Genomic DNA, 26,084 nt, shown 5'->3' with positions numbered 1-26,084 from the left:
CCGTCCGACGCCCGTCCGGGCTCGCGCTACCCGGCCAGCCCGTGGCGCACCGCGTACTGCATCAGCTCGGCGTTCGAGCGCAGGGCCATCTTCTCGAGGATGCGGCTGCGATAGGTGCTGACGGTCTTCACGCTGAGCTGCAGCCGTTCGGCGATCTCGGACACCGAGCGCGCCGCCGCGAGCTGCAGGAAGATCTCCAGCTCGCGCGGCGAGAGGCGCTCGTGCGGGCTCCCGGTGCCGCCGCCGGCCAGGTGGTCGGCCAGCTGCTCGGCGAGCTCGTCGCCGACGTAGCGCCGGCCGGCGAGCACGCTGCGGATGGCGCGGATCAGCTCCTCCGGCGCGCGCTCCTTGGTGAGGTAGGCGGACGCGCCGGCGCGCAGCGCCTGGATCACGAACGGGCGGTCGCCGTACATGCTCAGCACCACCACCGGGAGCCGCGGGTGGCGCTCCTTCAGCCCGGGGAGCGCGTTCAGGCTGTTCTGCCCGGCCATGGAGATGTCGAGCACGAGCACGTCGCACGGCTGCGCCCCGAGCCGCGCCTCGAGCTCGCCGATGGTGGCCGCCTCGCCCACCGACGCGCCCGGGAACTCGGCCTCGAGGATGCGCCGGAGCCCGGACCGGAACATCGCGTGATCGTCAGCCAGCAGGATGCGCAGCATCGGTCGCGCCCGTCCTCGTCCGAGGGATCGTTACCACGACGGTCGTCCCGCCGCCCGGCGTCCCGGAGATCTCGAACGTGCCGTCCACGAGCAGGGCGCGCTCCTGCATGCCCTGGATCCCGAGCGAGCGCCGGTCGTCCGCCGCCCAGGGACCGATGCCCTTGCCGTCGTCCCGCACGGTCAGGACCAGGGCCCCCGGCGTGGCGCGCAGCTCGATCCAGACCTCGGTCGCGCCGGCGTGGCGCACCACGTTGGTGAGCGCCTCGCGCACGATCCGGAACAGCGTGACGGCCGGGAGCCACTCGACCGGCTCGACCGAGGGGTCCACGTCCAGCATCACCGCGAGCCGCGTGCGCTGCTCGAGGTCGCGCACCAGCCCCTCGAGCGCGGCGGCGAGGCCGAGCCGGTCGAGCACGGGCGGGCGGAGGTCGGAGGAGACCCGCCGCACGAACGCCACCGCCTCGTCGAGCCGCTGCCCGAGCTCGGCGACGCGCGCGCGCCGCGCCGCCGGGTCCTCGCCCTCCGCGCCCGCCCGCTGCAGCGCCGCGAGCTCCACCTTCACGCTGGTGAGCACCTGGCCCAGCTCGTCGTGCAGGTCGCGTGCGATCGCGGCCGCCTCGGCCTCGCGCGCGGCGGCCAGGCGGTGCGACATGGCGCGGAGCCGCCCCTGGCTCTCGGCCGCCTCGCGCTGGCGCGCGGCGAGCGCGTCCGCCATGGCGTTGAACGCCCGCGTCAGCTCGGCGAGCTCGCCGTGGGCGGCCGGCGTCTCGGCGCGGGCCGAGAGCTCCCCCTCGCCGAAGCGACGGGCGGTGCGGGCCAGGTGCCGGAGCACGCGCAGCACCGACACCTCGGCCGCGAGCAGCACGCAGCCGATCGTGAACAGCGTGAGCAGCGCCAGCCCCGCGACCGTCCGGTAGAACGCGCGGTTCGCCTGCGCGGCGACCCGGGTGTACGGCAGGCTCGCCACCACCGAGACGCCCGGCACCGCCGCCACCGGGGCCGCCACCAGGAACCGGCGGTCCGCCGCGGGCGCCTCCGTCACGGTGCCCTGCCCCGGCGACGCGACCGCCCGCGCCAGCGCGGGGTCGCGGGCCGCCCTGGCCGGCCAGGCGTCGCCGCCGGAGCGGCCGAGCGCGGCGCCGTTCCGGTCGGCGATCACGAGCGCGTAGCCCGCCGGCAGCTCGGCCTGGTGCGCGAGCTGCTCCAGCCACTGCAGGTCGAGGCCGACGAACAGCACCTCCGACGGCGCGCCGCCGGCGCCGCGCACCGCGTAGGCGAGGTGGAGCACCGGGCGCCCCACCACCGGGCCGAGGGCGTACTCGCCCACCTCGACGTCGTTGGACCAGAGCGCGCGCTCGAGCGCCGCGCTGCCGGCGAAGGTCACCCCGGGCGGCGCGGGCCGGGCGCTGCAGCGGAGCCGGCCCTCCGGCGAGAGGATCCCGATGGTGGTGAACTGCGGGTAGCCGGCGAGCAGCGCCGGGAGCAGCTCCGGGCAGCGCGCCGCGTCCCCTGCCTCCGGCGCGGCCCGGAGCAGCCCGGCGAGCCGGCGCAGCAGCGTGCGCGCGCCCTCGAGCTGGTGGCCGTGCTCGCGCGAGGCGAGCTGCGCGAGCAGGAGCGCCTCCTGCTCGATGCGCCGCAGCACCGCGGTGCGCTCCGCGCTCGCCGCGTAGAACGTGAACAGCATCGCGGGCAGCGTCGCGAAGCAGACCAGCAGCACCAGCCTGCCGCGGAGCGTCCCGAGGACGGCGAGGAGCCTGCGCATGCAGCGATCACCCTAGCGCGCCGGCGGCGTCCCCGCGGACGCCGCCGGCAGCCAGGACGGGGCGCGACCGTCGCGCCTACGGGGCAGCCTGCACCCGCGACGCCTTCTCCTGCAGGTACCAGGCGTGCTCGGGGCGGGCGAGGATCCCCTCGAGCACCGCGGTGGCGGCCCGCGCCTGCGTCTTGCGGCCGGCCGCCTCGGCGTGCGCGATGGCCGCGCGCGCCTCCGGGACCACGCCCTCGTAGAAGCGCTTCGCGACCTCGTACATCCCGTGCCAGTGGGCGTAGTCGGGCGACATCATGGCGGCGCCGTGGCGCGCGCGGCGGCCCTCGTGGTGGTGCAGCTCGAACCACTCCCACTCGATCTTCTCGTCGAACGGGGTGCGGGTCAGGATCCCCTGCGCGTACAGCGCGTCCATGAGCGCCTGGCCGGGCCTCGCGAACTTCTCGTTGTAGAGCGCGACGAGGTCGTCGTACTGACGGTACGCCGCGTCCACGGTGGAGGTCGCGTGGCACACGTTGCACGCGGTCTTCATGCGGTCGCGCTTCTGCGCGGCGGTGTCCGTCACCGCCGCTGCGCGGCGGGCCGGGTCGGACGCGGTGACCACGCGGTGCTCCGCGTCGGTGTCCATCGGGAGCGAGACCGGTGGGCGGTTCGTCCAGGAGAGCCGCTCGCCGGGATCGTGCGTGACCTTGCCGCCGTTCACGTTCGCGGACATGTGGCAGGTGGCGCAGGTCGGCGCGGCGGCGTAGTCCTTGCCGAGCACCCAGCTCTTGCCGTCCAGGTTCATCCGCTCGCGCGCGTCGCGGTAGGCGACGCCGTGCTTGGACGACTCGTAGATCTCCTTCTGCGGGCGGTCCGGGCCGAGGTGGCAGGTGCCGCAGGCCTCCGGCTGGCGCGCGCGCCGCGCGGAGAAGTCGTGGCGGCTGTGGCAGGCGGCGCAGGAGCCGAGGGAGCCGTCGAGGTTGACCCGGCCGATGCCGGTGTTGGGCCAGGTGCCCTCCACGAACTCCGGCTTGCCGTCCGCGTCCCGCAGGACGCGCGCCAGCACCTCGGGCCGGGTGGGCTTGCCGTCCGGGCCGGGCTTCAGGTCGTCCACCGTGATGGGCGCGCCGGTCCTCGCCTTCAGCGCCGTCTTGTTGCCGTGGCACTGCTGGCAGCCGGCCTGCGCGCTGGCGAGCCCGTTCACCGGGCCGGCCGCGGTCCCGGCCGCCGACGGCGCGAACGGCGCGAACGGCGCGAACGGCTCGCGCGCGCCCTCGATGGTCTCGGCGATCTGGTTGTCGAGCGAGGCGAGGATGTTGCCGGCCTTGGCGTGGTGGCTCTTCCCGAACTCGGCGCTCTCGGTGGCGTGGCAGCGGGCGCAGTCGCGCGGCGTGACGATGGTCGCGACCAGCTCGCCGTTGTGCTCGAACGCGTCGGCCTCGCCCTTCGCGGCCTGGTGGCACTCGAGGCACCCCACGCCCCGCTTCGCGTGGGCGCTCTCGTGCCACTGCTCGACGATGCCGGCGTTCGCGTCGGCGTGGCAATCGAGGCAGGCCTGCGAGCGCGCGGAGAGCGCGGCCGGGCGGGCGGCGGAGGCAGGCTTCGCGGCGCGGGACGCGGCGAGCGCGGCGGGCGCGAGGCAGAGAGCGGCGAGGAGCACGAGGCGGCGTGGGTGCATGGATCCTCTCGGATGCGCGTTCGAGTTGGGCGCGCGGCGGTCGTCGCGCGGCGCGCGCCACGAAAGCAATCCGCCTGCCAGCGCGCGCCCCCCGTGCTCTCGCGCCCTTGCGCGCCCAGCCCCATGGGCGGCACCGCGATTTGGGTACCCCGAACCGATCCTTCGGTGCGCCAATGTTCCCGCTGCACCGTCAGGCCCGCGCTGTGGCGGCCCTCCGCCGCGCGCGGGATCGCAGCGTCACGCACATTCTACCCGGGTCATATTGACGGCACGCCGCGGCCCGCGATAAGCCCCTGCCCGGATTTCACCCGGGTGCAATTCCCGCCCCGGGCGCGGAGCGCGGCCGATGACGGACGAGGATCGCTACACGGTGTTCGCGCGCGAGCGGCGGATCGCTGCGGGGCCCCTGCGCGAGGTGCTGCGCGCGCTGAAGGCGCACCACGACGCCGGCGGCGCGCCCACGCTCGCGTTCCACGACGCCACCGGCAAGCAGGTGGACTTCGACCTGCGGGGCACCGTGGACGAGGTGCTGGCCCGCGCCGCGCCGCCGCGGCGCGCGGGACCGGGCCGGCCGAGGCTGGGCGTGGTGAGCCGCGAGGTGTCGCTCCTGCCGCGTCACTGGGAGTGGCTGGAGCGGCAGCCCGGCGGGATCTCGGCGGCGCTGCGCCGCCTGGTGGACGAGGCGCGCCGGCGCGAGCCGGACCGGGCCCGCGCGCGCCGGGCGCGCGAGGCCGCAGACCGGTTCATGTGGGCGATGGCCGGCGACCTGCCCGGCACCGAGGAGGCCTCGCGCGCGCTGTACGCGCGCGACGGCCAGCGGCTCCGCGCGGTGGTGCGGGGCTGGCCCAGGGACGTGCGGGCGCACCTGCTCGCGCTGGCGGAGGAGGCCGAGCGCCTGGAGCGGCCATCGCAGGGAGAGGACGGGGCATGAACCGCAAGGAGCTGAAGCGGCAGGCGCGCGAGGAGAAGCCGGTCGCCGCCGTCTACCAGATCCGCAACGTGCGCGACGGGCGCATCCTCGTCGAGAGCACGCTCAACCTGCGGACGCTGAACGGGCGCCGGCTGACGCTGGCGAGCGGCACCCACCCGAACGCGCGCCTGCGCGCCGACGTGGCCGCGCTCGGGCCGGAGGCGTTCGCGCTCGAGGTGCTGCAGGTGCTCGAGGAGGACGAGGACGGGCTCGTCTGGCGGCGCGACGCGCTGCGGCGGCTGGAGGCGGAGTGGATCGAGCGGCTCCGCCCGTGGGACGAGCGCGGCTATCACGCGCCGCCGCGGCCACGCGACCCCGCGCGGTGAGCCCGGCCGCGGTGTCGCCGCCGCCACTCGGCCGCGGTGAGCTCCCACACCTCGGCCGGCAGCCTGCCCGCCACGAACGCGCGCTCCTCCACCCCGACGCACCGCATCCCGGAGCGCTCGGAGATGCGCCGCGACGGCACGTTCGCCGCCGCCTTGCCCACGCGGAGCACCGGGAACCCGAGCACCTCGAACCAGTACGCCGTCACCGCGGCGCACGCCTCGGTCGCGTAGCCGCGCCCCTGCCACGGCACCCCGATCCAGAAGCCGCGGTGCTCGTCCTTCCCGGCGTTCAGGTTGATCACGCCGATCAGCCGGCCGGCCGCCTCCTTCCGCCGGATGGTCCAGTGCCACGCCTCCCCGCGCGCCACCGCGGGCAGCGCCACGTCGCGGAAGAACGCGAGCGCGCCGTCGGGCGGGTACGGCCACGGGACGACGGCGGCCATGTACCGCACGATCTCCCATCGCGGGAACAGCGCCTGGACCTGCACGGCGTCGGAGAGCTCCAGCGGGCGGAGCAGCAGGCGCGCGGTCTCCAGCGTGGGCACGGCCATGGAGCGATCCTAGGCGCCGCCGGCGCTGCCTGCGCCGGCCACGTCGTCGCGCCTTCGCGATCCGTGCGGGCGCTCGCGCCGCGCTGCGGCATGGGTGCCCTTCACAAGGGGCGCAGGATCGGGCGCGGAGGGCTGCTAGATTCCGCGCGCCGAAAGTCCCTCCGCCGGGGGTGAGCAGGGCTGGCAGGCGAGCCGACGCTTGACGACATCATCGCGTAAGCACTGGCGTTTTCGGGCAAGACGGAACATTGATTAACGGGGAAGCGAAGGCTACCATTCGCCCGCCTTCGGAACTCCCTCATGACGCGAGGCAATCACCGACATGGCCGGACGCAACGGGAAGACGAGCTTCTACGACGAGGCGATGGAGACGTTTCACCGGGCCGCGGACCTCATCAAGATGGACCCGCGCGTCCGCATGGAGCTGGAGGAGCCGGACTTCGAGCACATCTTCTACGTCACCGTCGAGACGAGGGACCGGCTGGTCCCGCTGTCGCCGGAGGAGCAGGCGAAGTTCCGCGATCTCCCCGCGTCTGACGTCAAGGCGGCGGACGCGTTCGAGCCGCTCGCGAACGGGAACTACGTGCTGCACCGCCGCGCGCTGCTCAAGGCGGACATCACCATGCGCTCGGGCGTGATGAACATCCCGGGCAAGGGCTTCTTCCGGATCGAGAAGGGCGGGCCGAAGAAGTTCAAGGCGTACCGGATCCAGCACAACCAGGTCCGCGGGCCGTACAAGGGCGGCATCCGCTACCACAAGGACGTCTCGCTCGACCTGTTCAAGACGCTCGCGGCCGACATGACGTGGAAGACGGCCATCGCCGAGATCCCGTTCGGCGGCGCCAAGGGCGGCATCAAGATCGACCCCTTCAACTACTCGAAGGAGGAGATCGAGCACCTCACGCTGCGCTTCATCTACAAGATGAAGGGGCTCATCGGGCCCTACATCGACATCCCGGCGCCGGACGTGAACACCAACGGCGAGATCATGGCGATGATGATGCGCCAGTTCACGGACGGTGAGCGCGAGCACCACCGCCTCCGCGGCGTGGTCACCGGCAAGGACGTGCGCATCGGCGGCTCGGAGGGGCGCGTCCGCGCCACCGGCCAGGGCGTCGTCTACTGCATCGAGGAGTGGGCGCGCGAGCACAAGTTCGACCTGAAGGGCGCGCGCGTCATCGTGCAGGGCTTCGGCAACGTGGGCTCGAACGCGGCCGAGATCCTCGCCGCCATGGGCGCGAAGATCGTCGCGGTGAACGACGCGTTCGGCACCATCCACGCCGACGCGGGCCTCGACGTCCATGCGCTGGCCCAGCACGTCCACCAGAACCCGAAGAACCTGAAGAAGACGGTGGCCGGGTTCACCGGCGGCACCGCCATCTCCAAGGACGACTTCTGGGGCGTGGACGCCGACATCTGCATCCCGGCCGCGCTCGGCGAGGAGATCGACGGCCCGGTCGCGGAGCGGCTCAAGGTGCGCCTGGTGGCCGAGGCCGCGAACGGCCCGACCACGCGCGAGGGCGACCGCGTGCTCGCCTCGCGCAAGATCGAGGTCATCCCCGACATCATCTGCAACGCGGGCGGCGTGACCGTCTCGTACTACGAGTGGCTGCAGAACCAGCGCCTCGAGCACTGGTCGGAGGCCGAGGTGAACGCCCGCCTCGAGCAGGCCATCAAGAAGAACTACGCCATCATCCGCGACATCTCGCTGAACCGCCCGCAGCGCACGCCGCTCTACGACTCGCGGCCGTACTGCGTCGGCCAGCAGGTGGACGTGCGCACCGCCGCCATGGTGCTCGCGCTGAAGCGCATCGAGGCGCACTACCTGCTGGAAGGCTTCTCGCAGTAGCGCCCTGCCCCGCCCTGCCCGCTCCCCCGGCGCGTCCGCGGGAGCGGGCGGGTCACTCCTCGTCCCCCGCCACCGCCGCGAGCAGCGCCTCGCGCCGCGCCGACAGCAGGCGCGCGGTCCGCGGCAGCGCCCAGCGGTACAGCCAGAAGCCCAGCGCGCCCAGCGCGGCCCAGGACGCCACCACCAGCCAGGGCGACTCGAGGCGCAGCGCCGCCAGGACCGGCAGCGCGAACACGGCGCTCACGGCCGAGACGAGCGCCATCCCGGCGAGCGCGGTGAGCGGCGAGAGCCTGCCGCCGCGCTGGATCGAGGTCGAGGCCGCCCGCGGCACCAGCACCGAGACCACGTTGCCGGCCGCCAGGAACCAGGGCGCGCTGCCCGCGTGCAGCGTCACCGCGGCCGCGATCGCCCACGCCGGCGGCGGGCCCGCGGTGCCGATCAGGGCGGCCGCGCTCGCGGCGAACAGCGTCAGGGCGAGCGCGTAGACCGCCGCGTTCTTGGCGGCGAGCGCGTCCTGCAGCGGGATCGGGGCGAGGAACCACGCCCGTGCGCCGCCGCGGTCGCCGCCGAACGCGTTCAGCCAGAACACCTCGGTGGCGAGGTGCGTGTAGACCGCCAGCCCCACCAGCGGCAGCAGGCGCACCACCTCTCCCGCGTCCGCCGGCAGGTGCGGCGCCACCTTCCAGCCGAAGAACGCCGAGAGCGCCGGGACGATGAGCGCGAGCACGGTGACGAGCGGGTGGCGCGCCAGGTACTTCAGCTCCTTCTCGAGGAGCGGCGCGAGCCGGCCCGGCAGCCGCCACCCGCGCCCGGCCCGGCGCGCCGCGCCGCCGGCGCCGGCAGACCCCTCTGCGCCCGACCGCGCGTCGGCGAGCGCGAGATGGTAGGCCGCCCAGCCGGACAGCGCACCCGCGACGAGCAGCGCCGCGATCCAGGGGAGCGCCGCGCCGCTTCGCCCGGTGAACAGCGCCGCGCCCGCCTCGCTCGCCAGCGCCGCCGGGTAGGCGAGCCAGCGGAACCGGGCCAGCGCGCGGACGGCCTGGAACACGCCGGGCCGCGGACCGCCGCTCGAGGACAGCAGCAGGAACGCCAGGCCGAGGTAGATCGCCGCGATGCCGAGCTCGCGCACCCGCCGCCCGCGCAGCAGCCGGCCCAGGAGCTCCTGCACCAGCGCGGCCATGGCCGCGGTCGCCGCCACGAAGCCGAGGCTCACCAGCGCGAGCAGCAGCAGCCACGCGCCCGGCCGCGCCAGCGCGGCGCCCGCGAACGCGCCGGCCAGCAGCAGGCACCAGAACCAGGTGAACGGGTCGCCCAGCACCGACGCGGCCAGCCCGTAGCCGTAGGCCCGGGCCGGCGGCAGCGGGTAGACGAGGAAGCGGCGCAGATCGAGCTGCGAGCGGTCGGAGACCGAGAGCGACACCGCCATCCAGGTCTGCCACACGCCGAAGTAGAGCGCCGCCACCGGGATCGACGAGCGCAGGCCCGGCCCGGCCCGCGCCGCCTGGTACGCGCCGGCGCCGGTGAGGCCGGCGAAGACCAGGCCGGCCGGGATCGCGAACGCGAAGGTCGCGATGCGCGCCACCAGCTCCGGCACCCCCGAGCCGCCGCGCAGCCGCCGCCAGAGCATCCGCAGCCGGAGCTCGGCCAGCGCGCGCAGCGGTCCGCCCGCGCTCACGCGGCGCCGCCCTCGCCCAGCCAGGACAGCCCGGGCCGCGGCCGCTCCTCGCCGACGGTGCGGATGAAGACCTCCTCGAGCGTCTCCGCCGCGCCGCGCACCTCCTCCAGCGTCCCCTGCGCCACGAGCCGCCCCTCGCGCACGATGCCGACGTGCGTGACCAGCCGCTCCACCACCTCCAGCACGTGGCTGGTGAGGAAGATCGTCATGGCGCCGCGCGCCACGAGGTCCTGCAGCAGGCCGCGGATCCCCGACACCGCCACCGCGTCGATGCCCTCGAACGGCTCGTCCAGGAACAGCAGGCGCGGGCCGTGGATGAGCGCGCAGCCCAGCGCGAGCTTCTTCTTCATGCCGTGGCTGTACTCGCCCACCAGCTTCCCGGCCTGGTCCGCGAGCTCGAGCGCCCCGAGCAGCTCGTCGGCGCGCCGGGCCGCCTAGGCGCGCGGCAGGCCGTAGAGCTGGCCGTGGATGCGGAGCTGCTCCGCGCCGGTGAGCCGCTCGAACAGCCCGAGCCCGTCCGGCACCACCCCCACCTGCCGCTTCACGGTGAGCGGATCCCGCGCGAGGTCCGTCCCCAGCACGGCGGCCCGCCCGGAGGTGGGCGCGAGCAGGCCGGTCAGCATCTTGATGGTGGTGCTCTTCCCCGCGCCGTTGGGCCCGAGGAAGCCGTAGAAGGCGCCGGCCGGGACGGCGAGCGAGAGATCCTGGACCGCGGGCCGCCCGTCGAACAGCCGGGTGAGCCCGTGCGTCTCGATGGCGAGCATCCCGGTCCGGGTAACACGGCGACCGGGGGGCGGCAAGGCGCCGCCGGCCACGGAAGGTGAACCGGAGGGGCGCGCGGGCGCGCACCCCGCGCCTCACTGCAGGAGGGAGGGCACGGCTGCGTCCAGCTCGAAGTACAGGAACCGCATGCCCATGCCGCGCATGGTGAGCGGACCCCGCGCGCCCGTGCCGCGCCCGAGCAGGTGGCAGACGTACCGCACCTCCGCCACCGCGATCATGTCGCCGTTCTCGGACGGGAACGTGATCCGCACCTGCGAGCCGATCGGCTGGGGCGAGCGGGTCTCCACGAACAGGCCGCCCTCGGAGATGTTCCGGGCGATCCCCAGGCCGCAGCCGGTCTCGCCCTCCAGGTACACGCGGAACACCTTGTCGAGCCGCGGCGCCGCGCGCCGATCCGGTCCCGCCGCCGCCACCACCTTCCGCGCCTCTCGCCGGCTCCAGAGCATCCCGTCCTCCTCGGAACGGAGCAGAGCCTACGGTGGTGGGGCGATGTAGTCAAGAAGAGCACCTACGCTCACCTGCCCCGCTACGGGTCCCACCTGCGCGGGATCACTGGGTTCCTTCGGGGTACCCTCGACACGGTACACTCGCGACCCCTCGGCGGGCCCGCAGCGCCCCCCGTCCCCCTCCCCGCCACCGAGGTCATCGACATGCGTGCACTCCTGGGCTCCGTCCTCCTGGCCGCCGCGCTCGCGCAGGCCCCCGCCCGCGCCGCGGACTTCGACGCCGTCGCGCGCGCCGCCGAGCGGCTCGACGCGCTCGAGCCGTTCCTGGTTCGCTACGTGGGCCACTGCGTGGACGTCTACGAGCGGCGCACCTGCGAGGCGAACGTCGCCGCGACGCGCCGCAGCGCGGACGGGAAGACGTTCGCGGTCCGGGTGCAGGACGCGGCGCCGCTGGTGAAGCCCGAGGTGCGCGGCGACGGCCGGTTCCTGCTGCTGCTCACGCCGTTCGTGGACGGCGGTGGCGTCGCGCTGACGCACGGCGCGCCGCTGCGCCAGGACGCGCAAGGCCACCCGCTGGTCGGGCTCCTGCCGATCCAGGGCACGCTGCCCGACGGCACGATGGAGATGGAGTTCGAGAGCCCGTTCCGCACCGGCGCGATCGAGCTCGAGATCGTCTTCCGGCCCGAGAAGCCCTGGAAGCTGAAGCGCAAGGGCGAGGCCGGCAGCTACGAGGGCGTGGCCGCGCGCTTCCTCGCGGTGCGCGTGCTCGACGCACGCACCGGCGCGCCCATCGCCTCGAAGGTGTTCTGACCCGCTGACGGCCGCGCCGCCCCCCGGATCCGGAGGGCGGCGCGGGAACGATCGCAAGGGATCGAGCTACTTGCCGCCGCCCACCGGCACGGCGATGAACACGGCGGCGTCGCCGCGGCGAACGCGCAGCAGCGCCATGTCGCCCTCCTTCAGCTTCGCCACCGCCGACCGCATGTCCTCCGGCCGCGCCACCTTCTGGCGGTTCGCCTCGAGGATGACGTCGCCGCGGCGGATGCCGGCGCGATCGGCCGGGCCGCCCTCGGTGACGTCCGCCACCACCACGCCCTCGCCCGGCTCGACGCCGAACTGGCGCGCGACGTCCGGGGTGATGGGCGCGATGGAGACGCCGAGCTTCGGCGACTGATCGCGGGCGCCCTGCCCGCCGCCCTCGTCGCCGCCGCCCTGCTCGTTGCGGCCGACGGCCTCGCCGTCCTCGGGCCGCTGCACCACCTTCACCGCGAACTGCTTCTTCTGGCCGCCGCGCAGCACGGTCAGGTTCGCGGTCTGGCCAGGGGAGACCAGGGCGACGCCGCGGGTGAGCGCGCCGGCGGTCTCGACGGTCTTGTCGTTCAGCGCGACCACCACGTCGCCGGGCTGCAGCCCCGCCTTGTCGGCCGGCGAGCGCGGGACCACGTTCTGGACCAGCGCGCCCTTGGTGCCGGACTGCAGGCCGAAGCCCTGGATGAGATCCGGCGAGAGGTCGGACACCGACACCCCCAGGAAGCCGCGCGTGACCTTGCCCTTCTCCTTGAGCTGCGGCAGCAGCGCCTTCGCCATGTTGATGGGCACCGCGAAGCCGATGCCCTGGCCGATCTGCGGCGACACGATGGCGGTGTTGATGCCGACCACCTCGCCGCGGAGGTTGAAGAGGGGGCCGCCCGAGTTGCCCGGGTTGATGGCGGCGTCGGTCTGGATGAAGTCGTCGTAGGTGCCGCCGGGGTTGATACCGGGGCGGTGCTTCGCCGACACGATGCCGAGCGTGGCGGTGTCGCGCAGGCCGAACGGGCTGCCCAGCGCGAGCACGAAGTCGCCCTGGCGGAGCGCATCGGAGTCGCCCAGCACCACCGTCGGCAGGTTCTTCGGAGGGTTCACGAGCTGGATGAGCGCCACGTCGGTGAGCGGGTCACGGCCGACGATCCTGGCGCCGAACTCGCGGTCGTCCGAGAGGCGCACGCGGATGTCGGTGGCGTCCTTCACCACGTGGTTGTTGGTGAGGATGTAGCCCTCGGTGTTGAGCAGGAACCCGGAGCCGAGCGACGAGCCCTTGAACTCCTCGGGCATCTCCGGCGCGGGGCGGCCGAAGTAGCGCTCGAAGAAGTCCTCGAAGCCCTCGTCCGGCGTGCCGCCGCCGTGCGGGTTCTGGCCGCGCGGGCCGCGCTGGACGCGCGGGTGCTTGGTGACGGTGGTGGTGGAGATGTTCACCACCGCCGGGCGGAGCTTGTCGATGAGCGGCGCGAGCGAGGTCTGCACCGGGATGGCGGCCTCGGGGCCGGGCGCGGCCGCCGCGGCGTCGCGGAACAGCTGCTGGGCCGGCGCCGCCGCGGGCGCGGCGGACGCGGTCGCCGCGCTGCCGTCCCGCGTGCACGCGAAGATCGCTGCGGCTGCGAGAGAGACGGTGACGATTCGGGTGATGAGGCGCATGGCCCCTCTCCTGGGGTTGGTCATGTAGAGACGGTCAGTCACGTTCCAAGGACGCTCGGGCCCGGATTCTATTCCCCGCGCCGGCGCCCGGCGGGCACGGCGTGGGGCGCGGCATCACGCGCGCGCCACCTTCCCCACGCGGACCCTGGCGGGGCGGAGCACGCGGTCGCCGACGCGATACCCGGCGCGGATCTCCTGCACCACCATGCCGTCCTGCGACGCGTCGCCGACCGGCACCGTGTCCACCGCCTCGGCCACGTGCGGGTCGAACGGCTGGCCGAGCGTCGGGATCCGCTCCGCCCCGAGCGCGGCGATGCGCCGGTGCAGCACGCTCAGTGAAAGACGCACGCCCTCCAGCAGGTTCGCCAGGCGCTCGTCGGTGGGCTCACCGGGCGCGGACGCGGCCGCGAGGGCGCGCTCCAGGTCGTCGGTGGCCTCGAGCAGCGTCTGCGCCACCGCGGCCCGCTCGGCGTCCACGACGCGGGTCCGCTCGCGCTCGAGGCGCTGCCGGAATGCCCTGTTGTCCTCGACCAGGGCGGCGTACGCGCGGGTCAGCTCGTCGATGCGGGCCGCCTGCTCGGCGAGGCGCGCCTCGACGGCCGCGCCCGGGGGCGGCCCACCCGCCTCCTCCGGCGGCGCGTCGGCGCCGGCCGGGTCGAGGGGCTCCCCGTCCTGCCGGAACCGGCGTCGATCCACCACCTTCACCTGACCCTCCGCGCCCGGCGCAGAGGTGTCGCGGCGTTCGTCTGCCATGTCACGACCTCCGGCAGGCAAGCTAACCAGCGGAAAGGTCGTGTCAAACGAGCAAGGCCCCGGGGGCGTCCGAGCCTGCGGCGCCCGCCCTCAGGGCGGTGGGGGCTCGCCGGGCAGCGCGTCCACCTGCTCGCCGCGCTCGTCGCGGATGTCCACCCCGGCCGCGCGCAGGCTGTAGAACAGCAGCCAGCGCTCCGCCGGCGAGAGGCTGCCGGGCGGCAGCGCCCGGTCGATCTCGGCGATGGTCAGGCTGCCCCGCCGGATCCCGATCTGGAAGAGCGCCTTGCGCGCCTCGTGGCTCTCGCTCCCGTGCCTCACCGCCGCGACGCCTCCTCACGATTCGGGATCCGGGTCGCCGCCGGCGTGGCGCGCGAGCGCCTGCGGCGGCTGCGGCCCCGACCTCCCGAAGCCCGCGCTCGCGTCCGCCGAGGCCGCGACCGGACGGTTCGGCGTCTCGGGCGGCGACTCCTCGTGGCCGCGCCCCTCGATCGTCCCGGGCCGCACCACCTTCGGTCCCCACAGGCGCGTGATCTCGTCCTCCTCGACCACCTCGATCGTGAGCAGGCGCGCCGCGAGCGCCTCGAGCCGCTCGCGGTGCTCGCGCACCACCGTCCGCGCGCGGTCCTGCGCCTCCTCCACCAGCGCCTGGACCTCGCGATCGACCGCCAGCGCGGTGTGGTCGGAGTACGACCGGGTCTCGAACCCCTTCACCCCCAGGAAGCTCGGGCCGTTCTGGTCGCCCAGCGACACCGGCCCGAGCGCCGGGCTCATGCCGTAGTCGCGCACCATCATCCGGGCCACCGCGGTGGCGTGCTGCAGGTCGTTCGACGCGCCGGTGGACGGCTCGCCGAACACCTCCTCCTCGGCGACGCGCCCGCCCATCAGGCCCGCCATCCGGTCGCGCAGCTCGCTGCGGGTGAGCAGGTACCGGTCCTCGAGCGGGAGCTGGAGCGTGTAGCCCAGCGCCCCCAGGCCGCGCGGGATGATCGAGACCTTCGAGACCCGGTCCGCGAACGGCAGCATCCAGGACACCAGCGCGTGCCCGGCCTCGTGGAACGCGACGATCTCCTTCTCGCGCTCGTTGATGCGCCGGCTCTTCTTCTCGAGGCCCGCCACCACCCGCTCGATGGCCTCCTCGAACTCGGCGCGGGTCACGTGGTTCTTGTTGCGGCGCGCGGCGAGCAGCGCGGCCTCGTTCACCACGTTGGCGAGGTCGGCGCCGGCGAACCCGGGGGTGCGCGCGGCCACCGAGCGGAGGTCCACGTCCGGCCCGAGCTTCACGTTGCGTGCGTGGATCCGGAGGATCTGCTCGCGGCCGCGCTTGTCGGGCCGATCCACCAGCACCTGGCGATCGAAGCGGCCCGGGCGCAGCAGCGCCGGATCGAGGATCTCCGGCCGGTTGGTGGCGCCCATGATGATGAGGCCGGCGCGCGCGTCGAAGCCGTCCATCTCGGCGAGGAGCTGGTTCAGCGTCTGCTCGCGCTCGTCGTGCCCGCCCATGATGCCGGCGTTGCGCGACTTGCCGAGCGCGTCCAGCTCGTCGATGAACACGATGCAGGGCGCCTTCTGCGTGGCCTGCGCGAACAGGTCGCGGACGCGCGCCGCGCCCACGCCCACGAACATCTCCACGAACTCCGAGCCGGAGAGCGAGAAGAACGGCACGCCGGCCTCGCCCGCGGTGGCGCGCGCGAGCAGCGTCTTGCCGGTGCCGGGAGGCCCGACCAGCAGCACGCCCTTCGGGATCCGGCCGCCGAGCCGCCGGTACTTCTCCGGCGTCTTCAGGAACTCGACGATCTCCTGCAGCTCCTCGACCGCCTCGTCGATGCCGGCCGCGTCCTGGAACGTGACGCCGGTGTCCGGCTCCATGTGGATGCGGGCCCGCGACTTCCCGAACGCCATCACCCCCGGCGGCCCCTGCCCGAGCTGCCCGGACATGCGCCGCATCACCCAGGCCCAGAACAGCAGCCCGATCGCGATCGGCGCGATCCAGACCCAGAACAGGTCGCCCATGCCGCCTCCGGCCACCGCGTCGTAGGGCACGCCGGCCTTCTCCACCGCCTGCACCAGGTCGTCGCCGCCTCCCGGGATGCGGGTCGCGACGTAGGGCAGCGCCTGGCCGTTGCGCTCGCCCTCGCCCTGCGCCTGCTGCTGCGGCTGTGCGCCGCCGCCCTGCGCCGCCCCGGCCTCCACCGGCTTCGGCACGCCGCGGACCCAGTCCGGCCCGATCACGACGCGCTCGAACGCGCTCTGGCGCACCATCTCCTTGAACTGAGAGTATGGGATGCGCCGCACGCCCACGTCCTGGAACGCGCGGAACAGGAAGATGGCGAGCGCGATGAGGACCAGCCACGCCGCCGGCGAGGCCAGCGGGATCCGGGGCTGGGTGCCAGGACCGCCAGGCCCGCGCCCCCGCTCGCTGCGCTGCCCGTGGCCCTTCTTCTCGTCTGCGGACACCGAGCCTCCTGCCCCCTTCGCAGGCAATCTGCGCACGTCCGGGGATCGGGCAATCCGGGTAAGCGCGGAAGGCCCCGGCAGGCTGCTCGCCGGTGGGGGCCTGCGGTCGGGTCAGGCGGAGCGGGAGCCTGCGCGCCCATGCGGGCTGCGCGGCGCGGACGGCCGGGGCGGGCCGGCCCTACAGGCCGAGCAGCTTCGCGATGCTCTTCTCGTCGGCCGGCGGGAACTCGTACTGATCGAGCTCGTCGGGCCGGACCCAGCGGTGGTCGTGCACCCGGATGTGCTGGATGGGGCCGCGGACCAGGCGGCAGCGGTAGACGCAGAAGTCGATGTCGTAGGCCTCGTACGCGTGCTCCACGTGGATCACGCGGCCGCCGACCTCGACGCCGATGCCCATCTCCTCCGCGAGCTCGCGCGCCAGCGCGGCGGGATCGGTCTCGCCCGCCTCGACGCGCCCGCCGGGGAACTCCCACAGCAGCGGCAGCGAGGCGGTGGGCGGGCGCTGGGTGATGAGGTAGCGCGCGTCCTGCTCGATCATCGCTCCCACCACGCGGATCTTCCGGCGCATGTCGTGAACGCTCCGTCTGCGGTCCCGTGGTGCCCACCGCGCGCGGGAGGGCCGCGCCGCGCGCGTCCAGGGATTGTAGAATTCGCTCACGATGACGTCCATCCGCTTCCTCGGCGCGGCCGGCACGGTGACGGGCTCACGGTTCCTGGTGGAGACCGGCTCGGTCCGGATCCTGGTCGACGCGGGCCTGTTCCAGGGCCACAAGGAGCTGCGCCTCCGCAACCGCGCCCCCTGGCCGGTCTCCCCCCGAGACCTGACGGCGGTGGTCCTGACGCACGCGCACGTGGACCACAGCGGGGCGCTGCCGCTGCTGGCGCGCCAGGGCTTCCGCGGGCCGGTCCACTGCACCCCGGCCACCCGCGACCTGGCCGGCCTGCTCCTCCCCGACTCGGGGAGGCTCCAGGAAGAGGAGGCCCGCTACGCGAACCGGAAGGGCTACTCGAAGCATGCGCCCGCCCTCCCGCTCTACACCGAGCAGGACGCGCAGGACGTGCTGCCCCGGCTGGCGCCGCTCCGGTACGGCGAGCCCCGCCAGATCGCGCCCGGCGTGACCATCCGCTTCCACCGCGCCGGGCACATCCTGGGCAGCGCGCTGGTGGAGCTGAGCGTCGGGGGCGCGCGCGGGGCGCGGATCCTGTTCAGCGGGGATCTGGGCCGCTACGGCGCCCCCATCCTCTCGGACCCCGAGCCCGGCCCCGCCGCCGACGCGCTGGTGCTGGAGAGCACCTACGCCGGCCGGCGCCACGAGGCGGCCTCGCCCGCCGCCGCGCTCGCGGCCGAGGTCCACGCCGTGGTCCGCTCCGGCGGCGCGCTGGTGGTGCCGGCGTTCGCGGTGGGGCGCACGCAGGAGATCCTGTTCACGCTGCGTGAGCTGGAGGACCGCCGCGAGATCCCGGCCATCCCGGTGTTCGTGGACTCGCCCATGGCGGTGGACGCGACCCCGATCTACCTCGCGCACCGCGAGGATCACGACGACGAGACGGTCCGGCGCATCGCCGCCGGGGAGGAGCCGCTCCGGCCCGCGAAGCTGACGTTCTGCCGCAGCCCGGACCAGTCGAAGGCCATCAACGACGTGCGCGGCCCGTGCATCATCCTGTCGGCCTCGGGCATGGCCACCGGCGGGCGCGTGCTCCACCACCTGGCGCGCCGGCTCCCCGACCCGCGCAACACGGTCCTGCTGGTGGGCTTCCAGGCCGGCGGCACCCGCGGCTGGCGCCTGCAGAACGGCGCCGAGACGCTGCGCATCCACGGCGAGGACGTGCCGGTGAAGGCGCGCGTCGCGACGCTGGGCGGGTTCTCGGCGCACGCCGACGAGGCGGAGATCCGGCGCTGGCTCGCCACGCTGCCGGCGCAGCCGCGCCGGACGTTCCTGGTGCACGGCGAGCCCACCGCGCTCGCGGCGGCGAAGGCGCGCATGGACGAGCTGGGCTGGGCCGCGCTCGTCCCCTCGCACCTCGAGGAGGTCCGGCTGTGACGGCCGCGGACGGGGGGCGCACCGCGCTGGTGCTGTCCGGCGGCGGGGCCCGCGGCGCCTACGAGGCCGGCGTGGTCCGCTACCTGCGCGAGGAGCTCGCGCCCGAGCTCGGCCGCCAGCCGCGCTTCGACGTCCTCTCCGGGACGAGCATCGGCGCGGTGAACGCCTGCGTGATGGCGTCGACCGCGGACGTCCCGGAGCGGCAGGGGGCCGCGCTGGCCGCCGCCTGGCGCAGCCTCAAGCTGGAGCAGGTGTTCCACTGGAGCGCCCTCAACCTCGCCGCCCTGCCCGGCTACGTGGTCCGCCAGCTCCGCGCCACGCGGATGCGCCACCTGAGCTGGCGCCTCTCCGACTTCGTGTTCCCCGAGGCGCTGGCGCGCCTGGTCCACGACCGGATCGACTGGGCGCGCCTCCACCGCAACGTGCGCGACGGCCACGTCGGCGCGCTCACCGTGAGCGCCACCGACCTCGGCACCGGCCGCGCGGTCGTGTTCGTGGAGAGCATGCGCGAGCTGCCGGCGTGGAGCCGCGACCCGCTCGTCGAGGCCCGCGGCTGCGCCATCGGGCCCGCCCACGCGCTCGCCTCGGGCGCGATCCCGCTGCTGTTCCGCCCGGTCCGCATCGAGGACTCCTGGTTCGTGGACGGCAGCGTCCGCCAGAACACCCCGCTCGCGCCCGCGCTCCGCCTCGGCGCCGACCGCGTGCTCGTGATCGCGCTCCGCGCCGAGGGGCGCGAGGCGGACCGCGCGCCGCGGCTCCACCCCGAGGAGGCGCCCACCACCGCGGCGCAGCTCGGGCGGCTGCTCAACGCCCTGCTGCTCGACCACGCCGACTACGACATCGATCGCCTCCGCCACGTGAACGCGATGATGGACCGCGCCGAGCAGGTGTTCGGCCCGGGCTTCGCCGAGCAGCTCGCCGCGCTCTCCGCGCGCGAGCTGGCCGCGCCGTTCCGCCGGGTGCGCGAGCTGGTGATCCGGCCGTCCCGCGACATCGGCCGGCTCGCGCACGAGCACGCCATCCGGCGGGTGCGGCACCTGCGCCCCGGCACGCTGGCGGCGCGCCTGCTGCGGCGGGCCGCCGCCGACGTGGAGGCCGCCGCGGACGGCGCCGCCGACCTCGCCAGCTTCCTCCTGTTCGACGGCGAGTTCGCCGACGAGCTCATCGCGCTCGGCCACGCCGACGCGCGGCAGCGCCGCGACGCCCTGCTCGCCTTCTTCGCCGAGCCCGTCGCCGCCGGCGCGCGCACCGCATGACGCCCGCCTCGCCGCGCCCGTTCGACGGCCCCACCCTGCTCGACGGGGCCATGGGCACCGCGCTCCTCGCCGGCGGCCTCCCCGCCGGCACGCTGCCCGAGGCCTGGGTGCTGGAGCGGCCGGAGGCGGTCGCCGCGGTCCACGCCGCCCACGCGGCGGCGGGCGCCGAGGTGGTGCTCACCTGCACGTTCAACGCGGCCGGTCCGCGCCTCGACCCGCTCGTCCCGCCGGACCGGGTCGGCGCGCTCTGCGCCGCCGCGGTGCGCCTCGCGCGCCGGGCCGCCCCCGGCGCGCGCGTGGCCGGCGACCTCGGGCCCACCGCGCTGTACGGCCCCGGACGCCCGCCCCCCGACGGCGCGGCGGTGCGCGCCCGGTACGCGCGGGCCGCCGGCGCGCTCGCGGCGGCCGGCGCGGATCTGCTGTGGGCGGAGTCGCAGTGGGACCTCGCCGAGGCGCGGCTCGCGCTCGACGCCGCGCGCGCCACCGGCCTTCCGGTGGTGGTGACGTTCGCGCTGCGCGAGGCGGCCGGCCGGCTCGCGGCGCCGGACGGCACGCCGGCCGAGGAGCTCCTGGAGGCGGTCGCGGACGCCGGCGCCGCGGCGGCGGGGGTGAACTGCGTGCCGCCGGGACCGGCGCTCGCCGCGCTCGCCGCCTGGGCCGCGCGGCGGCTGGCGGTGCGGTTCGTGGCGAAGCCAAGCCCCGGGCTGCCCGGCGAGGTGCTCGGGCCGGACGCGTTCGCGGAGGCGCTCCGCCCCGCCGTCCATGCGGGCCTGGGGGTCGCCGGAGGCTGCTGCGGCGCCGGGCCCGGGCACCTCGCGGCGCTCCGGCGGCTGCTCGCGGCCGCCCGGGCCGGCTAGACCGGCGCGCCGGTGCGCGGGTACGAGCCCAGGAGGTGCAGCTCGTGCACCTGCTCGCGCACGCCCTCGAGCGCGCTCGCGCCGGCGGGGTCCGCGCGGTGCCCCTCGAAGTCCAGGTAGAACACGTAGTGGCCCATGGCCTGCTTGGTGGGCCGGCTCTCGATCTTGGACAGGTTGATCCCGCGGCGGGCGAACTCGCCCATCACCTCGTACAGCCCGCCCGGCCGGTCGCGATCGAGCGTGAAGGCGATGCTGGTCCGGTCGGCGCCGCTCGGCGGGGCGTCCTCGCGCGCCAGCAGCACGAACCGCGTCACGTTCTCGTCGGAGTCCTGGACGTTCTCCGCCAGCACCTCCAGGCCGTAGCGCTCGGCGGCGCGGCGCGGGCCGAGCGCCGCCGCGTCCGGCTCGCCGGCGGCCACCTTGCGCGCGGCCTCCGCGGTCGAGAGCGCCGGCTCGAGCGCCGCCGCGGGCAGCCGCGCCCTCAGGAAGCGGGCGCACTGCCCGAGCGGCTGCGGGTGCGAGAGCACGCGCCGCACCTGCTCCAGCCGCGTGCCGGGCCGGGCCAGCAGGTGCTGGCGGACCTGCAGCAGCAGCTCGGCCCGGATGCGGGCGCCGGGCCGGTGCACCAGCAGGTCGAGCACCGCGCTCACCGCGCCCTCGATCGAGTTCTCGATGGGCAGCAGCGCGGCGTCGAGCTCCCCGCGCAGCAGCGCCTCGTGCGCGTCCGCGAAGGTGGGGAACGGCACCGCCTCCGCGCCGCGGACCGCCTCGCAGCGCGCGACCGCCTCCTCGCTGAAGGTGCCCGGGGGGCCGAGGTATCCGACGCGCATGCTCGCGACTCCTATCACGGAACGGCGCGGGCGCGCCGCCTCATGCACCCTGGGTGATGGCCTCGAGCAGCGCCGGCAGGGCCGCGATGTCCTCGAGGAGGTGGTCGGGGGAGGCGGCGCGGAGCACCGAGGGCGTGCAGGCGCCCCACAGCGCGGCCACCGTCCGCACGCCCGCCGCCCGGCCGGCCGCCAGGTCGTGCGGCGAGTCGCCCACCATCACCGCCTCGTCCGCGCCGACGCCCAGCCGCGCCAGCGCGAGCCGCACCGGCTCGGGGTCGGGCTTCGAGCGGGCGCAGCTGTCCGCCCCGATCACGGCCCCCATCCGCTCGAGCAGCCCCACGTGGCGGAGCGTGCGGTAGGCGCCCTCCTCGGTCTTCGCCGTCACCACGCCGAGGGGATGGCCCCGGCCCGCGAGCGTCAGCACCGTCTCGCGCGCCGAGGGGAAGCAGCGCGTCCAGCGATCGTGCTCCGCGATCCAGAAGGAGCGGTAGCGCGCGAGCAAGGGCTCGACGTCCTCGGCGCAGCGGGCGAACGAGGCGAGCTGGGTGCGGAGCGGCGTCCCGATCCCGGCGATCCACTCGGCGTCGGTCGGGCAGCTCCCGTACCCGTCGAAGGCGTGGCGCACGGAGGCGAGGATGAACGGAACGGTGTCGACGAGCGTCCCGTCCAGATCGAACAGGATCGCCATCCGGCGGTGTTCTGGCACGTCCGCCATCATAGTGAAAATTCCCCATCCCCTCCCGACGATCGTGCCTAATTTCGGTGCGCGATGACGGGAGCGGCGATCGTTCGGCGGTCGGATGGGGCGGCGGAGGTGCTCACGGTGTACGGCGCGTTCGACGGCGCCTCCGCGTGGGCGCTCCGGGTCCAGATGGACGAATCCGCTGCGGACGCGTTCGTGATCGACCTCACGCACGCCGAGGAGGCGTGCGAGTTCGCGGCGTGCGTCCTCGCGGGATGGGTGCGCGAGCACCGGCGCGAGAAGCGCGTGCGCTTCCGGGCGGGCACGCGCGAACAGGCGCGGCTGCTCTCGGCGTTCGGCCTCGACCTGGAGGAGAGCGGGCCCACGGTCGTGGAGCCGGATGGAGATGGTGCGCCCGGCCTCGATGGCTTCCCGCTCGGGCTCCGCTCTCCGGAGGGGACCGGGGTGCCCGCATGAGGCGGCGGCGCTGCCGCGCGTCTCCGGCTGCCGCATCCTCCAGCGGACCGTGCCGCGCGCGCCCTCACCCCTTGCCGACCTGATCGAAGCGCGCCGGGAGGAGCTCGGTCGCCGCTTCATGGAGCGCGCCCGCCGGGAGCTGCGCGAGTCGCGGATGCCCGATCCGCAGCTGCTCGACTCCTTCCCGGCCCTCCTGGACGCCCTGGTCGACGCGCTGCGCCACGGGCCCGCGCCGCGCGCGCCGGCCGAGCCGCCGCGGGTGGCGGCGGTCGCGACCGAGCACGGAGAGCAGCGCGCGGCCATGCCGGTGGACGTGGTGCAGCTCGTCTGGGAGTACGGCGTCGTCAGCGACGTGATCCTGGAGCTCGCCGAGGAGCAGGGGCTCCGGCCGGAGATCGCCGACCTGCGCGTGCTCGAGGCCGCGCTCAAGGCCGCCATCGCCGAGTCGGTGCGCCGGTTCGTCCAGGCGCGCGAGGGCGCCTCCCGGCGCGCGGACGCGCGGCTGCGGGCGGTCGCCGATCACGCGCCCGCGGCCCTGGTGCTGCGCGACCGGGAGGGACGGTTCCGGTTCGTGAACCGCTTCGCGGCCGAGGCGCTCGGGCGACCCCAGGCGGAGCTGCTGGGCCGCCGGTTCGAGGACGTCCTCCCGCCGGCGGTGGCCCGCCGCCTGGCGGGGGCGGACGCGCGCGCCGGGCGCGGCACCACCGTGGAGCAGCGCGAGACGCTCGACACCCCGCGCGGCCTGAGGACGTTCCACACGGTGACGTTCGCGCTCGCGGGCGCGAGCGCGCCCGAGGATCCTGCCATCGTGTCGATCGGCCTCGACGTCACCGACGCCCAGACCGCGCTGGAGCGCCTGCGGCACGCCGACGAGCTGCTCGAGCTGGGCGACGCGTTCCTGGAGCTGGATCGCGCCTGGCGGATCGTCCGGGTGAACCGGAACCAGGAGCGGCTCTCGCAGCGCAGCCGGGACACCACGCTGGGCCGGGTGTTCTGGGAGGTCTGGCCGGAGCTGGCGCGGCCGGAGTCGGCGTACTGGGTCGAGTACCACCGGGTCATGAACGAGCGCGTGCCCAGCGAGTTCGAGGCGTACTTCGAGCCGCTCGACATGTGGACCGCGGTGGCGGCGTACCCGGTGACCGACGGCGGCGTGGCGGTGTTCTTCCGCGACGCCACCCGGCGCATGCGCGACGAGCAGCGGCTCCGGCAGGCCCAGGCGTTCGAGCAGCAGCTCATCGGGATCGTCTCGCACGACCTGCGCAACCCGCTGAACGCGATCCTGCTGGGCGCGTCGTCGCTGCTCGCGCGCGAGGACCTCTCCGACCGGAACGTCGCGTCGATCGCGCGCATCCGCTCCGCCGCGGAGCGCGCCGCCCGGCTCATCCGCGACCTGCTCGACCTCACCCGCGCGCGCCTCGGCGGCGGCATCCCCGTCCAGCCCCGCCCGGCCGACCTGCGCCAGGTGGCCCAGCAGGTGGTGGACGAGCTGGAGCCGTCGTACCCCGACCGCCCGATCTCGGTGGAGGCCTCGGGCGACACGCACGGACAGTGGGACCCGGACCGCATCGCGCAGGTGATCGGGAACCTGGTGACGAACGCGCTCAAGTACGGAGCGCGCGGCACGCCGGTCGCGGTCCGGATCGCCGCCGAGGACGGAGAGGTCCGGCTCTCGGTGCACAACCAGGGCACTCCCATCCCCGCCGAGACCGTCCGGACGATCTTCGAGGCGGGCGGCCGGGCCGCGCCGGATCCGACCGGGAGGAGCGTGGGCCTGGGCCTCTTCATCGTGGAGCGCATCGCCGACGCACACGGAGGCCGCGTGGAGGTCCACTCCTCCGAGGAGGACGGGACCACCTTCACGGTCTGGCTTCCGAGGAAGCCGCGCGGCGGCAGCGAGCAGGCCTAGACGTCAGGCGGCCAGCGACGACGCGCGCTCCGCGGCCCGGCGCGAGACGTCGCGCAGCGCGATCCGCTGCGCGAACCCGGCCGAGCCGACCACCACGCAGGCCACGCACAGGACCGCCTCCGCGACCAGCGTCCCGCCGTCCACGTGGCCGGTGATGCGCGCCGTCGTGGTGGTCAGATCGTAGAACAGCCACCCGAGGTTGTAGACCGCGAGCAGCGTCCAGGTGCGCTGCAGCGCCCCGCCGACGAGGCCGCGCGCCACCAGCGCCAGCGGGCCCACCGCGGAGAAGCAGATCATGTCGCCGGTCACCGACACCGCGGCGGCCAGCGCGTCCGAGGACAGGCCACCGCCCAGGGCGTCGCGCAGATCGAGCGCGAGCACCGGGATCCCGATCACCAGGGCGCCGATCACCGTCGCCGCGCTGGTGCGGACGCTGCGCCGGTCGGTGAGCCCGAGCCCGGTCGCGGTGCGGCGGAAGGCGGCCAGGAAGAGGACCGCGCCCGCCACCGAGAACGCGTTGATGGCGACCAGGATGCCGAGGCGGACCCATGGATCCGACAGGGCCGGCACGAGATCCCAGCTCCGGGCCGGGCCGTTCATGAACCGCACCAGCGTGGGCAGCGCCAGGGAACCGCCCGTGCATGCCCAGGCCTTCCAGAGCAGGTCGCCGGGCCGGAAGGCGAGCGCCGCCGCCATGCATCCGGCCGCGCCGATCACCTGCCAGCCCACCTGCAGGGACCACCAGACCTGGTCGGTCGGCCCGAGCGCCGCCACCACCGCCACGTGGATCGCGAGCGCCAGCAGCGGGAACGCACCGAGCCAGCCCAGCCTCACCGGAGCGCCTCCTGCTGGCGCGCCGGGGCCGGTGTCGCCGGTGGAACGGTCGCGGGTGAGCCGGTCATCAGCGCGCATCTTCGCACGAGTCCGGGGACGCGCGCGAGCAGGCGTCGTCGATCGGGGCGGCCTGCCCCGCGCGAGACGCGGTCAGGGTCAGTTCAGCAGCCCGCTCACGTTGACGTCCACCCGGATGCTCGCCGTGACCTTCACCGTGGTGTTCACGTCCGGCGCGCTGCCGGTCGCCTCCACGGTGAGCGGCGCCGAGGCCGCGGTCAGGTACGGCTTCAGGTCCACGCCCGGGTTCACGTCGAGGTCCACCAGGGTGGTGCCCGCAGGCAGCGCCGAGATCCCCGACCTCGAGGCGAGCAGGATCCGCGGCTGGCCGGCCGTCTCGACGTAGATCGAGACCGAGTCCACCCAGGCCTCCAGGCTGGCGCCGGCGGTCACCTCCAGGCTGAGCCGGCGGAGCTTGGCCGAGTCCACGTCGCCCGGGTCGATGCCCTCGGCGCGGAGCTGGTCGCCCCCGCCGATGTCGAGCGCCTGGATCGCCGGGATCGAGCCGGCGGGCGCACCGGGGACACCGGGGACGTTCACCGACGCGGAGCGCGTGATGTCCACCTGGTCGAGGCGACCGCAGGCGGCGAGGGCGAGGGCGGCGGCGGCGAGGGTTCGGGTCATCCCCTCAGTGTAGCGTGCTTCCTCGCGCGGCCGAGCCCGCGCGCGGGGCGGCGCCGGGGTCGGCGAAGCTGCGCGCGTGTGCGCCACCGGTCCTCCGGCCTCACCGGCAGCCGCGAGGGACGGGCACGCCGCGCGAGCCGCGGGTCCTACCGCGCGACGGGCGCGCCGGAAGACCGC

The 26,084-nt window shown here is 75.1% G+C and carries 24 protein-coding genes and 1 pseudogene; 9 read left to right on the top strand and 16 right to left on the bottom strand.

Going from position 1 to position 26,084, the window contains the following annotated elements:
* Positions 1 to 26: 26 nt before the first annotated feature.
* The 3 genes from A2CP1_RS10915 to A2CP1_RS10905 form a co-directional block, all read right to left on the bottom strand.
* On the bottom strand, positions 27 to 659 hold the full coding sequence (locus tag A2CP1_RS10915; protein ID WP_012633357.1) for a response regulator: 633 nt from the start codon (positions 657 to 659) through the stop codon (positions 27 to 29).
* A complete protein-coding gene (locus A2CP1_RS10910; RefSeq protein WP_012633356.1) occupies positions 637 to 2,421 on the bottom strand; it encodes a sensor histidine kinase in 1,785 nt (594 codons plus the stop codon). The genes A2CP1_RS10915 and A2CP1_RS10910 overlap by 23 nt, the downstream gene beginning before the upstream one ends.
* Before the next feature lie 76 nt (positions 2,422 to 2,497).
* On the bottom strand, positions 2,498 to 4,084 hold the full coding sequence (locus tag A2CP1_RS10905) for a multiheme c-type cytochrome (RefSeq protein WP_012633355.1): 1,587 nt from the start codon (positions 4,082 to 4,084) through the stop codon (positions 2,498 to 2,500).
* A gap of 346 nt (positions 4,085 to 4,430) precedes the next feature.
* Here A2CP1_RS10905 and A2CP1_RS10900 point away from each other — a divergent pair, with 346 nt between their 5' ends.
* Positions 4,431 to 5,015, top strand: a complete 585-nt coding sequence (locus tag A2CP1_RS10900; RefSeq protein WP_012633354.1) for a DUF2239 family protein — start codon at positions 4,431 to 4,433, stop codon at positions 5,013 to 5,015.
* Complete coding sequence (locus A2CP1_RS10895; RefSeq protein ID WP_012633353.1) at positions 5,012 to 5,380, top strand: GIY-YIG nuclease family protein; 369 nt, start codon at positions 5,012 to 5,014, stop codon at positions 5,378 to 5,380. Before A2CP1_RS10900 ends, A2CP1_RS10895 begins: the two co-directional genes overlap by 4 nt.
* Here A2CP1_RS10895 and A2CP1_RS10890 read toward each other — a convergent pair.
* Complete coding sequence (locus tag A2CP1_RS10890) at positions 5,344 to 5,931, bottom strand: GNAT family N-acetyltransferase (RefSeq protein WP_012633352.1); 588 nt, start codon at positions 5,929 to 5,931, stop codon at positions 5,344 to 5,346. The two genes, A2CP1_RS10895 and A2CP1_RS10890, sit on opposite strands and share 37 nt — an antisense overlap.
* Before the next feature lie 322 nt (positions 5,932 to 6,253).
* On the opposite strand from A2CP1_RS10890, the gene A2CP1_RS10885 reads away from it, so the two are divergent.
* A complete protein-coding gene (locus tag A2CP1_RS10885; protein WP_012526103.1) occupies positions 6,254 to 7,780 on the top strand; it encodes a Glu/Leu/Phe/Val family dehydrogenase in 1,527 nt (508 codons plus the stop codon).
* A gap of 52 nt (positions 7,781 to 7,832) precedes the next feature.
* On the opposite strand, the gene A2CP1_RS10880 is transcribed toward A2CP1_RS10885, so the two are convergent.
* From A2CP1_RS10880 to A2CP1_RS10870, 3 genes and pseudogenes are all read right to left on the bottom strand, one after another.
* Entirely contained in the window at positions 7,833 to 9,455 is a 1,623-nt protein-coding gene (locus A2CP1_RS10880; protein WP_012633351.1) for a hypothetical protein, read from the bottom strand.
* A pseudogene (locus tag A2CP1_RS10875) lies at positions 9,452 to 10,219 on the bottom strand (ABC transporter ATP-binding protein). Before A2CP1_RS10875 ends, A2CP1_RS10880 begins: the two are co-directional and overlap by 4 nt.
* Positions 10,220 to 10,312: 93 nt before the next feature.
* Positions 10,313 to 10,684 (bottom strand): PilZ domain-containing protein, encoded by a 372-nt coding sequence (locus A2CP1_RS10870; RefSeq protein ID WP_012633350.1) that lies wholly within the window; start codon positions 10,682 to 10,684, stop codon positions 10,313 to 10,315.
* Positions 10,685 to 10,888: 204 nt separating this feature from the next.
* On the opposite strand from A2CP1_RS10870, the gene A2CP1_RS10865 reads away from it, so the two are divergent.
* The gene (locus tag A2CP1_RS10865; RefSeq protein WP_012526099.1) at positions 10,889 to 11,494 is read left to right on the top strand and encodes a DUF6066 family protein; all 606 of its coding nucleotides are present in this window, start codon (positions 10,889 to 10,891) and stop codon (positions 11,492 to 11,494) included.
* A gap of 66 nt (positions 11,495 to 11,560) precedes the next feature.
* Here A2CP1_RS10865 and A2CP1_RS10860 read toward each other — a convergent pair whose 3' ends face one another.
* From A2CP1_RS10860 to A2CP1_RS10840, 5 genes are all read right to left on the bottom strand, one after another.
* A complete protein-coding gene (locus A2CP1_RS10860; RefSeq protein WP_012633349.1) occupies positions 11,561 to 13,135 on the bottom strand; it encodes a trypsin-like peptidase domain-containing protein in 1,575 nt (524 codons plus the stop codon).
* Positions 13,136 to 13,249: 114 nt separating this feature from the next.
* The gene (locus A2CP1_RS10855; protein WP_012633348.1) at positions 13,250 to 13,888 is read right to left on the bottom strand and encodes a nucleotide exchange factor GrpE; all 639 of its coding nucleotides are present in this window, start codon (positions 13,886 to 13,888) and stop codon (positions 13,250 to 13,252) included.
* Between the two features lie 90 nt (positions 13,889 to 13,978).
* Complete coding sequence (locus A2CP1_RS10850; RefSeq protein WP_012526096.1) at positions 13,979 to 14,206, bottom strand: RNA polymerase sigma factor region1.1 domain-containing protein; 228 nt, start codon at positions 14,204 to 14,206, stop codon at positions 13,979 to 13,981.
* A gap of 15 nt (positions 14,207 to 14,221) precedes the next feature.
* A complete protein-coding gene (gene ftsH / locus A2CP1_RS10845; protein WP_012633347.1) occupies positions 14,222 to 16,342 on the bottom strand; it encodes an ATP-dependent zinc metalloprotease FtsH in 2,121 nt (706 codons plus the stop codon).
* A 178-nt stretch (positions 16,343 to 16,520) separates the two neighbouring features.
* Positions 16,521 to 16,910: a (deoxy)nucleoside triphosphate pyrophosphohydrolase gene (locus tag A2CP1_RS10840; RefSeq protein ID WP_012526094.1), complete on the bottom strand. Its 390-nt coding sequence runs from the start codon at positions 16,908 to 16,910 to the stop codon at positions 16,521 to 16,523.
* A gap of 91 nt (positions 16,911 to 17,001) precedes the next feature.
* Between A2CP1_RS10840 and A2CP1_RS10835 the strand changes: the two genes are divergently transcribed.
* From A2CP1_RS10835 to A2CP1_RS10825, 3 genes are read left to right on the top strand one after another with little or no spacing between them, the layout of a single operon-like run.
* Positions 17,002 to 18,384, top strand: a complete 1,383-nt coding sequence (locus A2CP1_RS10835; RefSeq protein WP_012633346.1) for an MBL fold metallo-hydrolase RNA specificity domain-containing protein — start codon at positions 17,002 to 17,004, stop codon at positions 18,382 to 18,384.
* Positions 18,381 to 19,640, top strand: a complete 1,260-nt coding sequence (locus tag A2CP1_RS10830) for a patatin-like phospholipase family protein (protein WP_012633345.1) — start codon at positions 18,381 to 18,383, stop codon at positions 19,638 to 19,640. The genes A2CP1_RS10835 and A2CP1_RS10830 overlap by 4 nt, the downstream gene beginning before the upstream one ends.
* Positions 19,637 to 20,497 (top strand): homocysteine S-methyltransferase family protein, encoded by an 861-nt coding sequence (locus A2CP1_RS10825; protein ID WP_012633344.1) that lies wholly within the window; start codon positions 19,637 to 19,639, stop codon positions 20,495 to 20,497. Before A2CP1_RS10830 ends, A2CP1_RS10825 begins: the two co-directional genes overlap by 4 nt.
* On the opposite strand, the gene pheA is transcribed toward A2CP1_RS10825, so the two are convergent.
* Both pheA and A2CP1_RS10815 read right to left on the bottom strand, forming a co-directional pair.
* A complete protein-coding gene (pheA, locus tag A2CP1_RS10820) occupies positions 20,494 to 21,327 on the bottom strand; it encodes a prephenate dehydratase (RefSeq protein ID WP_012526090.1) in 834 nt (277 codons plus the stop codon). The genes A2CP1_RS10825 and pheA overlap by 4 nt on opposite strands.
* A 40-nt stretch (positions 21,328 to 21,367) precedes the next feature.
* The gene (locus A2CP1_RS10815) at positions 21,368 to 22,042 is read right to left on the bottom strand and encodes an HAD family hydrolase (protein WP_245530037.1); all 675 of its coding nucleotides are present in this window, start codon (positions 22,040 to 22,042) and stop codon (positions 21,368 to 21,370) included.
* Positions 22,043 to 22,096: 54 nt separating this feature from the next.
* Here A2CP1_RS10815 and A2CP1_RS10810 point away from each other — a divergent pair, with 54 nt between their 5' ends.
* Together A2CP1_RS10810 and A2CP1_RS10805 are read left to right on the top strand one after the other, a co-directional pair.
* Positions 22,097 to 22,486, top strand: a complete 390-nt coding sequence (locus A2CP1_RS10810) for a hypothetical protein (protein WP_012633342.1) — start codon at positions 22,097 to 22,099, stop codon at positions 22,484 to 22,486.
* Positions 22,487 to 22,604: 118 nt separating this feature from the next.
* Entirely contained in the window at positions 22,605 to 24,392 is a 1,788-nt protein-coding gene (locus tag A2CP1_RS10805; RefSeq protein ID WP_012633341.1) for a sensor histidine kinase, read from the top strand.
* A 3-nt stretch (positions 24,393 to 24,395) separates the two neighbouring features.
* Here the strand turns inward: A2CP1_RS10805 and A2CP1_RS10800 are convergent, their stop codons facing one another.
* Positions 24,396 to 25,226 (bottom strand): hypothetical protein, encoded by an 831-nt coding sequence (locus tag A2CP1_RS10800; RefSeq protein WP_012633340.1) that lies wholly within the window; start codon positions 25,224 to 25,226, stop codon positions 24,396 to 24,398.
* Positions 25,227 to 25,382: 156 nt separating this feature from the next.
* Positions 25,383 to 25,907: a hypothetical protein gene (locus A2CP1_RS10795; RefSeq protein WP_012633339.1), complete on the bottom strand. Its 525-nt coding sequence runs from the start codon at positions 25,905 to 25,907 to the stop codon at positions 25,383 to 25,385.
* Positions 25,908 to 26,084: the final 177 nt, after the last annotated feature.

Source organism: Anaeromyxobacter dehalogenans 2CP-1, from assembly GCF_000022145.1.
Classification (GTDB): domain Bacteria; phylum Myxococcota; class Myxococcia; order Myxococcales; family Anaeromyxobacteraceae; genus Anaeromyxobacter; species Anaeromyxobacter dehalogenans.
Note: the sequence above shows the minus strand (reverse complement) of the source record. Positions and strands in the feature narration are given on the sequence as shown.

Bases quoted from the DNA above. Each gene is read 5' to 3' on its own strand.
- A2CP1_RS10915 (WP_012633357.1), bottom strand. From the start codon at position 659: ATGCTGCGCATCCTGCTGGCTGACGATCACGCGATGTTCCGGTCCGGG.
- A2CP1_RS10910 (WP_012633356.1), bottom strand. From the start codon at position 2,421: ATGCGCAGGCTCCTCGCCGTCCTCGGGACGCTCCGCGGCAGGCTGGTG.
- A2CP1_RS10905 (WP_012633355.1), bottom strand. From the start codon at position 4,084: ATGCACCCACGCCGCCTCGTGCTCCTCGCCGCTCTCTGCCTCGCGCCC.
- A2CP1_RS10900 (WP_012633354.1), top strand. From the start codon at position 4,431: ATGACGGACGAGGATCGCTACACGGTGTTCGCGCGCGAGCGGCGGATC.
- A2CP1_RS10895 (WP_012633353.1), top strand. From the start codon at position 5,012: ATGAACCGCAAGGAGCTGAAGCGGCAGGCGCGCGAGGAGAAGCCGGTC.
- A2CP1_RS10890 (WP_012633352.1), bottom strand. From the start codon at position 5,931: ATGGCCGTGCCCACGCTGGAGACCGCGCGCCTGCTGCTCCGCCCGCTG.
- A2CP1_RS10885 (WP_012526103.1), top strand. From the start codon at position 6,254: ATGGCCGGACGCAACGGGAAGACGAGCTTCTACGACGAGGCGATGGAG.
- A2CP1_RS10870 (WP_012633350.1), bottom strand. From the start codon at position 10,684: ATGCTCTGGAGCCGGCGAGAGGCGCGGAAGGTGGTGGCGGCGGCGGGA.
- A2CP1_RS10865 (WP_012526099.1), top strand. From the start codon at position 10,889: ATGCGTGCACTCCTGGGCTCCGTCCTCCTGGCCGCCGCGCTCGCGCAG.
- A2CP1_RS10860 (WP_012633349.1), bottom strand. From the start codon at position 13,135: ATGCGCCTCATCACCCGAATCGTCACCGTCTCTCTCGCAGCCGCAGCG.
- A2CP1_RS10855 (WP_012633348.1), bottom strand. From the start codon at position 13,888: ATGGCAGACGAACGCCGCGACACCTCTGCGCCGGGCGCGGAGGGTCAG.
- A2CP1_RS10840 (WP_012526094.1), bottom strand. From the start codon at position 16,910: ATGCGCCGGAAGATCCGCGTGGTGGGAGCGATGATCGAGCAGGACGCG.
- A2CP1_RS10835 (WP_012633346.1), top strand. From the start codon at position 17,002: ATGACGTCCATCCGCTTCCTCGGCGCGGCCGGCACGGTGACGGGCTCA.
- A2CP1_RS10825 (WP_012633344.1), top strand. From the start codon at position 19,637: ATGACGCCCGCCTCGCCGCGCCCGTTCGACGGCCCCACCCTGCTCGAC.
- pheA (WP_012526090.1), bottom strand. From the start codon at position 21,327: ATGCGCGTCGGATACCTCGGCCCCCCGGGCACCTTCAGCGAGGAGGCG.
- A2CP1_RS10815 (WP_245530037.1), bottom strand. From the start codon at position 22,042: ATGGCGGACGTGCCAGAACACCGCCGGATGGCGATCCTGTTCGATCTG.
- A2CP1_RS10810 (WP_012633342.1), top strand. From the start codon at position 22,097: ATGACGGGAGCGGCGATCGTTCGGCGGTCGGATGGGGCGGCGGAGGTG.
- A2CP1_RS10805 (WP_012633341.1), top strand. From the start codon at position 22,605: ATGGAGCGCGCCCGCCGGGAGCTGCGCGAGTCGCGGATGCCCGATCCG.
- A2CP1_RS10795 (WP_012633339.1), bottom strand. From the start codon at position 25,907: ATGACCCGAACCCTCGCCGCCGCCGCCCTCGCCCTCGCCGCCTGCGGT.